Annotated in this window: 12 protein-coding genes; 4 read left to right on the plus strand and 8 right to left on the minus strand. The window is 37.0% G+C overall.

Going from position 1 to position 15,959, the window contains the following annotated elements:
• Window positions 1–11 precede the first annotated feature (11 nt).
• Complete coding sequence (locus M9949_12385; GenBank protein MCO5252197.1) at window positions 12–2,231, minus strand: tetratricopeptide repeat-containing sensor histidine kinase; 2,220 nt, start codon at window positions 2,229–2,231, stop codon at window positions 12–14.
• Between the two features lie 138 nt (window positions 2,232–2,369).
• Window positions 2,370–2,903: an NADH-quinone oxidoreductase subunit C gene (locus M9949_12390; GenBank protein MCO5252198.1), complete on the minus strand. Its 534-nt coding sequence runs from the start codon at window positions 2,901–2,903 to the stop codon at window positions 2,370–2,372.
• 99 nt (window positions 2,904–3,002) lie between these two features.
• Here M9949_12390 and M9949_12395 point away from each other — a divergent pair, with 99 nt between their 5' ends.
• The gene (locus M9949_12395; GenBank protein ID MCO5252199.1) at window positions 3,003–4,673 is read left to right on the plus strand and encodes a mechanosensitive ion channel; all 1,671 of its coding nucleotides are present in this window, start codon (window positions 3,003–3,005) and stop codon (window positions 4,671–4,673) included.
• 76 nt (window positions 4,674–4,749) lie between these two features.
• Here the strand turns inward: M9949_12395 and M9949_12400 are convergent, their stop codons facing one another.
• The 4 genes from M9949_12400 to M9949_12415 all read right to left on the minus strand — a co-directional run bounded on the left by M9949_12400 (window position 4,750) and on the right by M9949_12415 (window position 10,573).
• Window positions 4,750–6,411 (minus strand): PKD domain-containing protein, encoded by a 1,662-nt coding sequence (locus M9949_12400; GenBank protein ID MCO5252200.1) that lies wholly within the window; start codon window positions 6,409–6,411, stop codon window positions 4,750–4,752.
• 23 nt (window positions 6,412–6,434) lie between these two features.
• Complete coding sequence (locus M9949_12405; GenBank protein ID MCO5252201.1) at window positions 6,435–7,448, minus strand: hypothetical protein; 1,014 nt, start codon at window positions 7,446–7,448, stop codon at window positions 6,435–6,437.
• Window positions 7,449–7,631: 183 nt separating this feature from the next.
• The gene (locus M9949_12410; GenBank protein ID MCO5252202.1) at window positions 7,632–9,521 is read right to left on the minus strand and encodes a PKD domain-containing protein; all 1,890 of its coding nucleotides are present in this window, start codon (window positions 9,519–9,521) and stop codon (window positions 7,632–7,634) included.
• A gap of 23 nt (window positions 9,522–9,544) precedes the next feature.
• Window positions 9,545–10,573 (minus strand): hypothetical protein, encoded by a 1,029-nt coding sequence (locus tag M9949_12415; GenBank protein ID MCO5252203.1) that lies wholly within the window; start codon window positions 10,571–10,573, stop codon window positions 9,545–9,547.
• Window positions 10,574–10,842: 269 nt separating this feature from the next.
• On the opposite strand from M9949_12415, the gene M9949_12420 reads away from it, so the two are divergent.
• Window positions 10,843–12,321 (plus strand): aminotransferase class V-fold PLP-dependent enzyme, encoded by a 1,479-nt coding sequence (locus M9949_12420; protein MCO5252204.1) that lies wholly within the window; start codon window positions 10,843–10,845, stop codon window positions 12,319–12,321.
• Between the two features lies 1 nt (window position 12,322).
• Window positions 12,323–13,759 (plus strand): pyruvate kinase, encoded by a 1,437-nt coding sequence (gene pyk, locus M9949_12425; protein ID MCO5252205.1) that lies wholly within the window; start codon window positions 12,323–12,325, stop codon window positions 13,757–13,759.
• Window positions 13,760–13,792: 33 nt separating this feature from the next.
• Here pyk and M9949_12430 read toward each other — a convergent pair whose 3' ends face one another.
• Both M9949_12430 and M9949_12435 read right to left on the minus strand, forming a co-directional pair.
• Window positions 13,793–14,305 (minus strand): DUF1858 domain-containing protein, encoded by a 513-nt coding sequence (locus tag M9949_12430; GenBank protein ID MCO5252206.1) that lies wholly within the window; start codon window positions 14,303–14,305, stop codon window positions 13,793–13,795.
• Window positions 14,305–15,540, minus strand: coding sequence for a DUF438 domain-containing protein (locus M9949_12435; GenBank protein ID MCO5252207.1), 1,236 nt, complete (start codon window positions 15,538–15,540; stop codon window positions 14,305–14,307). The genes M9949_12430 and M9949_12435 overlap by 1 nt, the downstream gene beginning before the upstream one ends.
• A gap of 179 nt (window positions 15,541–15,719) precedes the next feature.
• Here M9949_12435 and M9949_12440 point away from each other — a divergent pair, with 179 nt between their 5' ends.
• Entirely contained in the window at window positions 15,720–15,911 is a 192-nt protein-coding gene (locus tag M9949_12440; GenBank protein ID MCO5252208.1) for a hypothetical protein, read from the plus strand.
• Window positions 15,912–15,959: the final 48 nt, after the last annotated feature.

A 15,959-nucleotide genomic window follows, 5' to 3' on the forward strand; every position in this document is an offset into this window, starting at 1 on the left:
AATCTGATGTGTTAATGTAATTGCTGAATGGAGCCACTCTCAATAGGGTGGCTCATTTTTTTGTTATGGTCGTGTAATTTGAGTGTAAAATGGAATTTGGTGAATTCGTATAGCGCACTTTCAGCCCAAATTCTACCATCGTTTTTCTCGACAAATTCACGGCAGATAATCAAACCTAATCCTGAGCCTTGCTCACCCTGAGTACCTTTCTTGGATTTTTGCTGAGTAATGCGGAACAAACGATTCAATGTTTTCTTGTCCATACCCAATCCATTATCTTCGATTGTTATACAAATTTTATCGTCTTGTCCTGTTATTGCACTACTGCTAATGCGAACTACTCCACCGGTATCTGTGAATTTAATTGCATTGGATAATAAATTTCTAACTACGGTATCTATCATATTGTAATCAAAATACGCTAAAATATCATCATCTACATCATTGATTATAGTGATTTTCTTAGTAGTAACTTGTTCGCGTACTAATTCAAGGTTGTTTTCGATTAATTTATGTATTTCATGGGCAGCAGGAGAGAAATGAATCAGTCCGCGCTGACTCCTTGACCATGTGAGCAAATTTTCCAAAAGCAAGAATAATTTTTTTGAAGAATCCTGAATCATCAAGACGAAATCTCGTTTCTCATTTTCAGTTAAATCGGGGAAGTTATCGTGCAACAAATCGGACAAATTTTTGAAAGAACCCACAGCATTACGCAAATCGTGCGATAATACGGAGAACAATTTATCCTTAGTGTTGTTTAAATTTTCTAACTGAATATTCTTTTTGATTAATTCCTTGTTGTTTTGTTCTAATTTTTTCTCTGAAACGACCAATTTATCGTTAGTTTCAGTCAGGTCTTTATTTTTTTCTTTGAGCAATTCAGCGAAATTTTTACGCATACTATTTTGTCGAACATAGAAAATAGTAAGTACGATAAATACAGTTGCAAGAAGAATGACCAACAATAACTGCAAATTTCTTTGAGATAATTCCGCTTCAATCAATCTGGCTTCTTTTTCCAAATCTTCAATAGTCTTTACTTTCTCGCTCATTCTTATATTCAATTCGGCATTTTCGATTGACCTCATCAAATAGTTTCTGAATAGCGAATCATTCATATTTCTATATTCTTTGAGATACTTGAAAGCCATAGCCTGATTGCCGGATGATTCGTAAAAATCACTAATCTTACGAGCAATAAACATACTGTTGAATATCAGAGAATTATCTTTCGATATCTTATATGCTTTCATTAAATATTGATATGCATTTGAACTGTATTTTTTATCGGACAATGCTTGGGCAAATTTTTCGAGAGATTTGACTAATGCCGTGAAATTCGAAGTTTTGGAATATAGTTTTTCAGCTTCTGCAATATCTTCAATGGCTTTGTTTTGCTCGCCCAATGAAACGTACAATAAAGCTCTTTCTGTATATGCTTCGGCTTTTGTCATAGAGTTGGAAGTCAATTGCAAAGGGTCAGCTGATTTCTCTATGTTTTTATTTGTAAAAATCGAATCGTAATACAAAAATGCTTTGCCATGATGTTTGAGTTTTCCTTGGTTACGTGCCAGATGTCTGTATGCTTTATTGATTTGCAAGGGGTCATTGAGTTTACGTCTTATTTCGAGTGCAAGTTCAAATTCTTCAACTGCTTTAGTATTTTTGCCCATTCTCTCATAAGCCAAACCCATGTTAGCCAAAGATTGGGCTAAACCAATGATTTTAGGAATATTCGCTTTAGAAGTATCATTTATATCTGTATTAAAACCCTGATACGCCTGTATATAATAATCAATTGCTTTGTTAAATTGGCGGTAATCATAGTAAATATGTCCAATTTCGGAGTAGTTGCTGTAAATTGAAAGCGAATCGTCGGCATCGTTATAAAATTTCTCACTCAAAAGCAAAAATTTCAAAGCATTTTCAGGTGAAAACATTGCCCGATGGTATTTGCCCAACCACGAATACATCATACCGTAGTAGTGGCTTCTGCCGGCAAAAACATTGTTGTTGATTAGCTTTTCGATAAATCCGATGCCGGACTTTGGGTCTGATAATTCGTAGAAGTTGGAAATATAGTCAATAGTTTCAAAAAGTTCAGCATCGAATTTCCCTGCGGCGATTGACTTCTCTATTACAGAATTCAAACTGTCAAGAGTCTGTTGCTCAGCACGAGCAACAGTTGCAGTTAATAGCACTAAAAATATTAGGCAGATTCTATTCAACAATTGACAACCCCAATTAATGAAATTTCATCATTTTAATAAATAACTTAACAGTTTATTTTCAAAAAACGATATATACATTATACAAAGATGCAAAGAAAAAATCAATTTATCAAATATTTATGATAAAAAATTCATTTATTGCATGTCCCCATATTTTTCAGGATAAGGAGGTAGTGGTAATGTCTCGGGAACGCCCATCAATGGGAAGTCCTTGCGTAAAGGGTAGATTGGTTCGCCGGTTTCGGGGTCAACATAATCTTCAGGCATATAAAAGCGTCTAAGGTCGGGATGCCCATCGAATATAATCCCATACATATCATAAGTTTCGCGTTCGTACCAATCGGCACTCTTCCATATTTCTACCACTGACGGTATATGTATGTCCTTTTCTGTCACCGGCACTTTCAATCTCAATCTATCTGCATATTTAAGTGAGTATAGAAAATATACCACTTCAAAACGATGAGGGCGTTGTTTGAGCCAATCTATCGCTGTTACGTCTATTAACAATTCGTACGAAGTATCAGGGTTATTCTTTAGCTCATTCGCTACTTCGATAAGATTTTCCCTCTGAATAATCAAAGAAAGTTGGTTCCGATGCTCGTAAATCTCTACGTCTGGAGCAATATTTTTTACTATTTCAACTATTGTATCTTTGTTGATTGCCATATCAATTTCCAATTTAGTTTGTACATTTCTTCAAATATATTTATAAATTTGTAAATGCAATTATGCAAAATAATAAAAAAAAGGATTTAAACATAAAGTATGATTAGAACTTCAAGACAAAAAATACAAAACACGCTTAAGATTACTAAGATTTTCCAAATTTTCTGCATTCTTCTTATATTTCTTTCCCATATCAATTATAGCAATGCCCAAGATATTACTCCTGTAGAGGAGATACGAAGCTCTTTGGAATCGCCGTATGATGCTGTTTATACTCATATTCGTTACCTGCAAGATGATATGTACGAACCTGAAATATCTGCTACCACTTTTGATATTAGCGGTTCTTCAGAAGCTGAAGCAGATGAAATTGCCTTGATGTTGCTCCATATTTATAAATCTAAAAATTTAGATGGCAAACTCGAAAATATTCCCGACGACCCCGATTATATTGATTCAGCTTCCGGCAAGCATAAGTATGCACCATTCCCCCAATTTCCGGAGATTTACTTAGTCAAAAAAGGCGATAAGTGGGTTTATTCGCGCGAAACTGTCCGAAAAATTCCCGAACTTTATGATTCGACTCATTTAATTGACATGACTTCATTTATCGGCGGCTTGTCTGATACTTGGAGCCGAAAATTCATGGGACTTAAAGTATGGCAATGGGTCGGCGTTGCAATTTTCATCCTTGTCGGAATCATGGTATATTACCTTTTGAAATTCTTCTTTTCGATTTTGCTATTTAGAATGTTCAGTAAATTTCAGCGAAAAAACCTCTTCCAAAAGTATGTCAAACCAATTTCCGGACCGTTCAGCATTTTCGCAGTGATATTTTTGGTTGATATTTTCTTGATTATGCTGCAATTACCGCCCAAATTAGCTTATTACATTTCAGTAACAATCAAGGTTCTTCAACCGATAGTCATCACACTGATGATTTTGAGGATTTCCAATTTCATAGGTGATTTGCTCGAACGAATGGCGAGTAAGACGGAAACGAAATTAGACGACCAACTTGTGCCTTTTGCTCGCACAGCAATGAAATTTGTTGTGCTAATCTTAGGTGTTTTCTACGTTTTGACAAATTTGGGAATTGACATCACCCCATTGCTTGCAGGTGTCTCAATTGGTGGTTTAGCTGTGGCATTAGCCGCCAAAGATACAGTCCGCAATTTGTTCGGTTCGGTTACAATTTTTGTGGATAGCCCCTTCGAGATAGGGGATTGGATAATATTCGACGGAGTCGAAGGAACGGTGGAAGAAGTGGGAGTCCGCTCTACACGTGTTCGCACATTCTATAATTCAGTGATTTCCATTCCAAACGGAAATCTTGCCGATATAAAAATTGATAACATGGGGAAGAGGCAATATCGCAGATATGTTTCACGCATTTCGATAACTTACGACACACCACCTGATTTGATAGAAGCATTCGTCAAAGGGCTCCGTAAAATTGTAGATGTGCATCCGCATACACGCAAAGATTTTTACCAAATTCATCTTAATGATTTAGGAGATTCGGCTATTGTTGTGCTATTCTATATTTTCTTCGATGCACCGGATTGGACAAAGGAATTGGAAGCTCGCCACGAGGTCATCTCCGAAGTCATTCGTTTAGCACACGATTTGGGAGTAAGGTTTGCATTCCCAACACAAACCATTCATATTGAAGATTTCCCCGAGAAACAATCTCTTACTCCATCTTACACCGAAAGCTCAAATGATTTCATGAGCAAGGTCGAAAAACGCAAGTATTTTTCGAAGTGAGATGAATTAGCATATAACAAATATGCCACACTTGGTAGGTGTGGCACATCTTATAAGAGCATTTTGTACATAAGTCCTAATTCTCCGGATATACCAATGTGTCGCTATTAAGTATGAAAATCTGATAACCCTGGCCGGGGAGCATATTGCCTATCATATTGATTTCAAAAGCAGGGTAGTAAACGTTGCCGAAATTGTCTTTCGCGATTAGAAGATTGTCGTCGTCAGTCAGCGATGCCAATGCAAGCTCAATATCCATGGGACTATCTCGCAGATATGCTATCATATTCCAGCCGCTACTCAAATTAATTGTTTCATTTTCGGGGATGATTTGCACTCCGAGTATTGATAGCGTATCTGATTGATTCATATAGACTTGATAGCCTTGTTTCATATCCCAATCGCCGATGTCGTTGATACCAAAAGCAGGGTAATAAATCTGTCCTGCATTGTTCTTCATTATTACTGTATTATCCCCAATTTCCGAAAAAATGGAGTCGATATCGAATTCATCGGGAATTACATAGGTCGAAATCATGTTCCAGCCTTGCGAAAGTAGGATTTCGTTTGTGACAAGCGTAATCGTTACTTGCTCAATCAATGTGTCTTTGATACTTGGAGTTCCACGCGTCAATATTAGCCTTACGTCAAAAGTTCCGCCCTTTTTGTAAACATGAGTAGGATTAGGCAAAGTTGAAGTATTGCCATCACCAAAATTCCACGAATATTGATAAGCAGCAATTTCAGGAACATCAAAAGTCACGACATTTTTATCAACTACATAAGAAAAGCTATTTGTGAAGTCAAATGTAATCGGTAAACTCTGGTATCCTGCACTGTCAATAGCATGTATGAAAATTGTCCGATTTCCGATAATATTATCCACATCAATATCTTGCTCGATATTTAATTCATAAGCAAGACTATCATGATAATAAATATAGTATTTATCAGTATCTCCATCGAACCAATACTTCAATCCGAGTAAATAGTTGGAACTGTCAGGCTGTAGAAAGTTAACAGGATTGAAAAAATATTGCCTTAGCGGTGCAATTTGAAAATCAGTATCTGTCCGAAATCTGAATCCCAAAGTGTGTAGCCCTTCACATAAATGACTTACATCAATCAATTTTAACAAATCAATCGAATCCGACTCACTTATAGAAATAGTATTTCTATTGTCAAAATCATCATCAAACCAATAATCATATTCAACTAAACTATAATTTGAGACTGTATCAAATTGATATGGTATCAAAAAGTAAAATGACTCAGGTGGGCTCCAAATGCCGCCCGAAGATTTGAAACGTTGACGAAAAAAATGGAATCCGGGCAGTAAATGGCTAACATCAATCATTTGGTTCAAAGTTAGAGTATCATCAGCTTGAACTTCCACGTTTACTCTATTTTCGAAATCATTATTGAACCAATATTCACAGGCAGTTATAGTATTCTCAGTACTGTCCTGGAAATTGTACGGTATCAAAAAATACGATACAATCGGTGGGCTCCAAATGCCGTTACTGTCCATAAACATCATATGAATAAAATGAAAACCGGGAAGTAATGAATCTATATTCAGTTGCAATTCAACTTCTGATGTATCAATCGCATCAATATCAATAATAACTCTTTGGCTGAAATCACTATTGAGCCAATATTGGTATTGGACTATTTCATTGCTTATTAAAAATTTTGGCAAAAAAGCAATGATAACCGCAATGTAGAACATTTTCATAATTCTGCTCCCATATGTTGGTATTATTTTGTTTGACTTACTGCGGTTGCATTGACTTGAATCTTACCATCAACCGGATTTCTTGAGACACTGAATTCTTTTATTTGTGGTGTAAAAGGTAATCCATTTTCTTTGAATGGTGAGTCGCCGCCGTAAATGCCAATATCTTTTCCGTCAGTGCCTGCATCTTTTCCGGGTGAATCTGCATCCAAATGATAATCTGATGTGTATGAAAACTCCGCACAATCACTATCCACAAAAATATCGTTACAACTTTGACCTAATATATTGTTATCGCCACTATTTGAGCCCCAATTCACAGTTGCAGACACGAATATACAATTGTTTATTATGCTTGATGATAAATTCGTGAAATGGTCAGCTTTAGCCCCTGTAAAAATACAATTCTCAATTAATAAATTTTTTGAAGCACCGTATTGAAAATTATTATTAGGTCCAATGATATTGTTTACAAAATATATGTTTTGTCCATCAAATCCACCAATGTAATCAATGTAACAGTTCGTGACGACAATGTTCTGTGGAGCTTTTGCTGAATAAGTAAATAAGGCTTGAATTGCACATTCTTTGATAATATGGTTGGTCGTAGAAACTATTCCCCAAGTGGCTAAGTTTAGTGCCCCAATCTTACATCGTAAATAATAATGATGTTTACTGGCACTATTATGTAACAATGTACCATCAATAATTAGTCCTTGAATTACTGTGGAATCATTGTCGCCAGAAAATGTTATCGAACTGACCCGACTTGTACCCGGGCTAACCGGACTTGAGTTTGGAAAATGTCCAACACCATAAATTGTAAGTCTTTTTGAAATTGTTACGTTTTCATTCCAATATCCTGCCGGCAAATAAATAGTGGCACCATGATTTGCCGTATTGATTGCAGATTGAAAGGACTCGTGAAGCGAGCTGCCTCCATCAGTGTTTTCTACTAAAATTCTTCCGATATTTGCCATAAGAATCATGGGGATGAAGACAAACATCGCTATCGAGGTAAAAAGAACATTTTTCATGGTCATTCCTGTAAAAATTGTAAAATGATTTATTGTTAAGCCATAATAAACAATCGAAAGAGCATAAGAAAAATAATATGTAACATAGTTATTCTATATGAGAATACCAAACAAAATTTTAACAAAAAAAAGTCCCGCAACAATATTGCAGGACTTTTTGTTCAAATATTACTAATCTACAAATCAATTCTCCGGATATACCAATGTGTCGCTGTTAATTATGAAAATCTGATAGCCCTGTCCGGGGAGCATATTGCCTATCATATTGATTTCAAATGCCGGGTAGTAAACATTGCCAAAATTGTCTTTTGCGATTATAAGATTGTCGTCGTCAGTCAGCGATGCCAATGCAAGCTCAATATCCATCGGGCTATCTCGCAGATATGCTATCATGTTCCAGCCGCCACTCAAATTAATTGTTTCATTTTCAGGGATGACTTGAACTCCGAGTATCGAAAGCGTATCTGATTGATTCATATAGACTTGATAGCCTTGTTTCATATCCCAATCGCCGATGTCGTTGATACCAAAAGCCGGGTAATAAATCTGTCCTGCATTGTTCTTCATTATTACTGTATTATCCCCAATTTCCGAAAAAATGGAGTCGATATCGAATTCATCGGGAATTACATAGGTCGAAATCATGTTCCAGCCTTGCGAAAGTAGGATTTCGTTTGTGACAAGCGTAATCGTTACTTGCTCAATCAATGTGTCTTTGATACTTGGCGTACCGCGTGTCAGAATCAGCCGAACGTCGAAAGTTCCGCCTTTTTTGTAAACATGAGTAGGATTAGGCAAAGTTGAAGTATTGCCATCACCAAAATTCCACGAATATTGATAGCTTCCAATCTCGGCAATTTCAAATGTTACAATATTTGCATCAATTGTATGAGTAAAGCTATTTGTAAAATCAAATGTAATCGGTAAACTCTGGTATCCTGCACTGTCAATAGCATGTATGAAAATCGTCCGATTTCCGATAATATTATCCACATCAATATCTTGTTCGATATTTAATTCGTAAACGAGACTATCATGATAATAAATATAGTATTTTTCACTTTCTCCGTCGAACCAATATTTAATTCCACGAACATAATTGGATGAATCAACCAAATTATATTTAAATGTGTTATTGAAATAATCCGTTATCGGAATACTCCAATTACCATCGTCTGCTCGGACTCGATAATTGAACAAATGAATACCATTAGGCAAATTATCAATATCAATTAATTCCGCAAATTCCAAAGTATCAGTTGCAGCAACTTCGATATATTGACGGTTTGCGAAATCTGAATTGAACCAGTATTCATAGCCAATCAAATCATAATCGGTATTTCCGGCAAATTCAAATGGAACTATGAAATAAGTAGTTTCGGCGACGCTCCACGTGCTGTCCGATGTCTTAAATCTTTTCGACAGAAGGTGCATTCCTTGCGACAAATGTCCGACTTCCAATTCGAAATCCAATTCTAATGTATCTGTCTCAGCGACTTCAACAAATTGACGGTTTGCAAAATCCGCATTTAGCCAATATTCATAAGCTACAATTTTGTAATCAACTGTAAAATCTAATTGAATCGGTATGACGAAATAATTCGTTTCAGGCACACTCCACAAACTGTCTGAGCTACGATAACGAATATTTATGAAATTCAAACCACGAGTTAAATGGCTTACATCAAATTCCAAATCCAGTTCCAGAGTGTCTTCTTCGGATGTCTGAATATATTGCCTATTAGCAAAATTATCATTGAACCAATATTCGTAGCCAACTATTTTCGAATTTTCATAATCCGGTATAGTATATGGTATGAGAAAATACGTAGCTTCCGGAGCACTGTATTTACCCGATTCATCTTCAAACATGACATGAAGGAAATGAAATCCCGGTGGTAAATCCGAAATTGGCAGCTCGAAATCAAGTTCTAAAGTATCAGAAGGTGTAACTTCGATAACTACTTTATTCGCATAATTGTTATTGAACCAATAATGATACTTGACTATCTGGTTAGCCGCAAGTGTAGTAGGCAAAATTGCCAATAAAAACAGTAAAACAAACTGTTTCATAAAATGTTCTCCATGAAATTTAATTATTCAGTTTGGCTGACTGCTGTTGCTTGAACTTGAATTTTACCGTCCACCGGATTTTTCGATACACTGAATGTTTTTATGCTCGGGATTACCGGCAATCCTCCCGTCTTGAATGGCGAACTTCCACCATAAACCCCGATGTCAGTTCCGTCAGTTCCGGCATCTTCGCCCGGTGAACCTGCTTTCAGACGATAGTCTCCCGCGTAGGAAAAGCTTGTACAGACGCCAGATTCGAAAGTTCCGGCACAATTTTGGTTCAATATGTTGTCTTCTCCGGCATTTGAACCCCAAGTAATGGTAGGTGACAAAAAGATACAATTGTTGACTATGCTTGATTCAAGATATACAAAACCGTCTGCGGTAGTACGCATGAAAATTGAATTTTCGATAAGCAAATTTCTGCTTGTACCATTTTGAAAATAGTTGTTACTCCCGAAAATACAATTAGTAAAATAAATGTTCGAACCGCGAAGATTGCCAACAACAGAGAAAAAACAATTTGTGAATATGATGTTATTGGGAAGTGTTGCATTGGAAGCTGTCAAAGAATTTATGATGCACTCTTTAAATACATGATTGGAAATTGCATTTGTGCCTGAAACGGCAATATTAAATGAGCCTCCAATGTTGCATCGTAAATAATAGTGATTTCTCACCGCAACAGAACTTCCATTCCCGTAAGACAGCCCGTTTGATATTATTAAACCTTGTATAGTAGTTGAGTCCGTATTGTTAAGAAAAGTCAGAGAATTAATCCTGCTTGTTCCCGGAGTTATCGGGCTGGAGTTAGGATAATGACCCACACCGTATATATTCAGGCGTTTGGAAATCGTTACATTTTCTTCCCAATACCCTGCAGGCAAATAAAGCGAAGCTCCGGATTGGGCGGCTGAAACAGCCGCTGCAAAAGTTATGTGCAATGAGCTGGTACCATTAGGATTCTCGACTAATATCTTGCCAAGATTAGCAGACAAATACAGTGGTAGGCATACAATTAATGCTACCGTAAGGATTAAGAAATTTTTCATACAGACACTCCATTAAAATTAAAAAAAACATTTGATTCTTATGAAAAGCAATATATTTTTTGAAAGACTAATAAAAAGATTATATAAAAATAAACAATGTTCATTAGCAAATCAAAATATATTTTAGTTAAGACAAAATAAATTTTTGCAAAAGAACTATCATCATTGGTTTGAATATCGTAAGAAACTGAATTCTACTTCATATTGTGAATTTGTTTCAGTATTTGCTTATAAATCCGTAATTTTGAATATAAATTTATGAGCAAAATATGACAAAACTTGAAGAACACTTTTTAAAGTTCAGAAACAATATTTCGGGGATTGATGCCGAATTTGAATCTCCATACGGCACGAAGCAAATCATTTATGCTGATTGGACTGCAAGCGGTAGAATGTACAAGCCTATCGAAAAATTCTTCATGGAGCAAATTTCACCTTTTGTAGCTAATACGCATACTGAAACGAATTTCACCGGTTCAACTATGACGATTGCTTACAAAGAGGCTCTGAAATATATCAAAAGGCATGTCGGGGCTTATGAAACTGATGTGATTATCTCAGCTTATTCGGGAATGACGGGCGTGGTGAACAAGTTCCAGCGAATGCTCGGCTTTAGAATTCACGAAAGCTATACCGAATTGATTAATCAAGCATTGGATGAAAAGCCTATTGTTTTTATTACTCATATGGAGCATCACTCTAACCAAACTTCGTGGCTCGAAACAATTGCCGACCTTGAGATTATTCGACCAGATAATGAAGGTTTGCCGGACTTGGGGCATTTAGCGGAGATGCTCGAAAAATATTCCGCCCGTAAAACAAAAATTGCAGCCGTAACATCTTGCTCGAATGTTACCGGCATTTGTACTCCTTTTCATGACATCGCCGAGATGATGCACAATGCAGGCGGTCTTTGTTTTGTAGATTTTGCAGCATCAGCGCCATACATTGACATTAAGATGCGTCAGGACAATCCTGAGCGTTCGCTTGATGCAATTTACTTTTCACCGCATAAATTTCTTGGTGGTCCGGGTTCAACCGGAATTTTAATTTTCGACCCAAAGCTATATCACAATAAGATTCCCGACCAACCCGGTGGTGGAACAGTTGAATGGACTAATCCATGGGGCGAACATAATTACATCGAAGATATCGAAACACGCGAAGACGGAGGAACTCCTGCTTTTTTGCAGACAATCAAAACTATTTTCGCTATTAAATTAAAAGAGGAGATGGGAGTCAATAATATTTTAGCTCGAGAACATGAAATGCTTGAAATTATATTCGATAGATTGACTAAAATTCCTAATCTGAATATTTTAGCCTCTAACAATCAAGACCGACTCGGGATAATTTCATTCTACATGATTGATATTCATTATAATTTGATTGTCAGATTGCTCAACGACAAGTTCGGAATTCAAGTTCGCGGTGGGTGTTCTTGTGCCGGAACTTACGGACATTATTTGTTGGGCGTAACTTTTGATAAATCTCATTCAATCACTTGCAAAATAAACGAAGGCGATTTATCCGAGAAGCCCGGTTGGGTACGAATGTCTATCCATCCAACAATGACCAATTCAGAGATTGAATACATCTGCGATGCTATAAAGCAAGTGGCACAATATGCAAACGAATGGCAAAATGATTACGAATACAATACACATATGAATGAATTTATTCACAAAAATCATTCCAATCCCGAGAAAATTCTCGTAGCGGAATGGTTTAATAAACAATTGAATTAAAATGAATTTAAGAAAAACAAAAATCGTTTGCACAATTGGTCCGGCATCTTCCGATATTAACGTATTGGTCAAGATGATTGAGACCGGAATGGACGTAGCACGTCTGAATTTTTCGCACGGTACTCACGAACAACACAATGAACTGATTAATACAATTCGGAAAGCTTCGGAAATAGCAGGCAAAAAGATTGCAATTCTGCAAGATTTACAAGGTCCGAAAATCAGAACTGAACAAGTTGAAAACGGTTGCGTGATTCTCAAAGACGGTGATGAATTTACCATAACTACTGACAATATCGGATTTGGCACATCACAAATAGTTTCTACATCCTACAAAGATTTGCCGTCCGACCTCAGCAAAGGGGCAACTTTGCTTCTTGATGATGGTTACTTGATTTTGAAAGTGAATTCAATCCAGGGAAACAATATCATCACCACAATCATCAAAGGCGGCGAACTCAGAAATAACAAAGGAATCATCGCTCCGGGCATTTCATTTTCAGCTCCTTCGCTCAGCGAAAAAGATTTAGAGGATTTGAAATTTGGACTGAGCAGTGATATTGATGTTGTGGCTCTTTCTTTTGTTCGCTCAGTTAGAGACATTCTGGAATTGAAAACCACAATGAAAATTTTTGGCAGAATTGTACCCATTATCGCCAAAATTGAGCGCCCCGATGCAGTATTGGATATTGACAATATAATCGCCGAAGTTGATGCGATTATGGTTGCGCGTGGTGATTTGGGGCTTGAGATGCTGCCGGAACAAGTGCCAATTATTCAAAAAGAGTTGATTAGAAAATGTAATCACTTCGGCAAACCCGTAATTACTGCTACTCAAATGCTCGAATCTATGATTAAGAACCCGCGTCCATCGAGAGCAGAAGCAAGTGATGTAGCCAATGCGGTAATAGACGGCACAGATTGCGTTATGCTTAGTGGCGAAACAAGCGTCGGCAGATACCCAATCGAAGCGATTGACTATATGAGCAAAATAATTAAAAATGTTGAAAACAAGTACTACACTAAGGAATATGGTTACAGTATTTTCGAGGCTTATACAACTGAAATGTCCGATTCTTTGGGCAAAGCTGCTTGTATTATAGCTGACGAAATCAACGCTGTAGCAATTGTCACATTCACAAGTTCTACGACCACAGCCAAAAACGTAGCCAAATACAGACCGCGAGTTCCAATAATTGGACTTACAGACGATTTGCGAGTTCACCGAAGACTCAATTTTGTATGGGGCGTTCGCTCAGTATTAGTCCAACCGGCAGAAAATGAGCTACTAATCCCGGATTCTTACGTCGAAGATTTGCTCAAACTCGATTTTATCAAACCCGATGACAATCTTGTTTTCGTGTCAGGATTATCCCGCGGCAACATCCGCGAACAAAACATGATAAAAATATTCAAAGTGCCCAATCACGATTATTAAGAGATTTAAGCATCATAAATTATTGAACTAATCTTAATTCCTAAAATATGTCCTTACCAAATCTTCACTTTCTTTGATGTAGCGTACAGACAGACCTCGGTTTTTGCCGATTTCGATTAGTGGTATTGGCACAAAAGGTGTGATTAGCTCGAGAATCTTGCCTTTATCTAAGGCATTCATTTTGGCTATCACGTCGTGCATTGGGTGTTCGCCTGTAGCAATAATAGGGCGAGCGTCAAAAGTTTCCTGAATTGCATCAGTGCTGATTTCAAATTCATCAAATTGCATGGGTTTTCCTTCTTTTATTTCAATAATATCTTCTATTCCTGCTTTTTTACGCAGTCTGTTTATCACTTGGCTAATTTCCAATCCGGCAATACGAGCGGCTTGCTCTAAAGTTGCCACTTTCGCAACAGTTTTGCGAAGTATTGGATTTTTCAATTTCACAAATTCGGGAGCAATGGCAATAAGTTCATCTTCAAGTTCGGGAAAATTATCCAATAGCTCGGCAACTTTGGTTTTGGGTGTTATGGTGTGTTTTGACATTACTTTTTATCTCCATAGCTCAACAATCGTTGCTCGCCCTCTAATTGACGGTGCGTTGTAAGGTCTTGAGTAACTTCGAGAGTTCCGAGATAATCTCCGTTTTTGTCGCGAACGGCATAATATTCGATGAAAACGAATTTGCCTTGAAAATTAATCCAGAACGCAGTTTTATCTTCACGTCCGGAACGGAAATCTTCGATAATTTTGTCAACTATGTGCATACTCGATGGGGGATGGCACAATCGCACATCGCGGAGTAAAATAGCACGGCTTCTATCGAAGACTCTGTCTTTGCCTTCGGAGAAGAATTTGACTTTATCGTCTTTGTCCACGAAAGTAATGTCAACGGGAAGTGTGCTCAAAATGCCCAACATTTCTTCATAATTCAATCTGCCTGTAGGGAAATTGATGAAATCATCTTTTACATTTTCGGTTTTTTCGGTGTTCAAAGAGACTTGCGGCTTCCATTCAATTTTTGGGTCGTAAAGGCAATACCCGTATTCGCCCGTTTGTTGGTAAATTTCGTACCAATCAATTTCAGTCAATTTGTCCAAAGTCATCGGCAGTAGAATTTTTTCCTCTTTCACAATCATATCGAGTATTGCAAATAGTGCAGGCTCAATCAATGTTTTATTAATTATCGCGAAATCTCCGGCATCATCAATCACAACGAGTGAATCTAAAATCCCTTTGAGTTGCTCGCGAATTTCGTCGTGTTTGCCCCACATTACCTTTGGTGGCGCGGTGATGCCGATTTTTTCGAGATAGGGGAAAATCAAAAATTCTTTGCGTTTGTAGTGTTTGTCAATATCCATGAGTGCATTGAAGTTGCCTTTCAATGCCATCATTTGCTTTTTCAAATCATCAACTGCTATTTCCGGAGCGATTTCGCCAATTTGCTTTTTGATTTCAGCTATTAAATTCTCGATTTCACGATTTTCTTTCTTCATGGTATCAACCGGGTGCCCGGGCAATACAATTTTTACTGCCGAGAGGTCAATTCTACCTTGCAGCACGAAGCTGTGAATATCGCATAGTTTTTGAATTTCATCTACGGGCAATCCTTCGGCTACGAGTTCTTGCTCTACTTCGACGACTTCGCCGTAAGGAATGTTGGTCAAAGTAGCTTCCAATTCCGCACGGACTTGTTCGGGATTGTCACCCTTGTGTAATTTTAATATTAGCTCTTTAAGAATGCTTTTACGATTTTCAGAATTATTTATCAACTCACTCATTGCATCTACCTAAATTATGTTTTGTAAAATTTGAATCAACTTTCATAACAGACTAATTAATCCGATTTCTATTTTAAAGAATCTTACAAATTTTTCTCAAAAAATGAAATAAAATTTTGGGCATAAGTAAATGTACTTATATTTCAACAACTTAAAAAAGCCATATTGCATATAGCAAGATGAACAATAGTAAGAAAACATATCGCAACAAAATTGACGGACAATCTGAATCATATTCGGAACGAAAAGTCATTGCCGAAAAAATCATCATCAAACTTGGCGATTTCTACTATGACAAGAACGGTCTAATCAAAATTTTCAGCCAAACCAACAACAACAAGAGCGGCATAGTCTTCAACCAAAAAGTGTAAAAAATTTGTAACCAAATCAATCGTTATGGTTTATAGTATTAAAGATTG

This window comes from Candidatus Kapaibacterium sp. (assembly GCA_023957315.1).
GTDB lineage: Bacteria > Bacteroidota > Ignavibacteria > Kapaibacteriales > UBA2268 > PGYU01.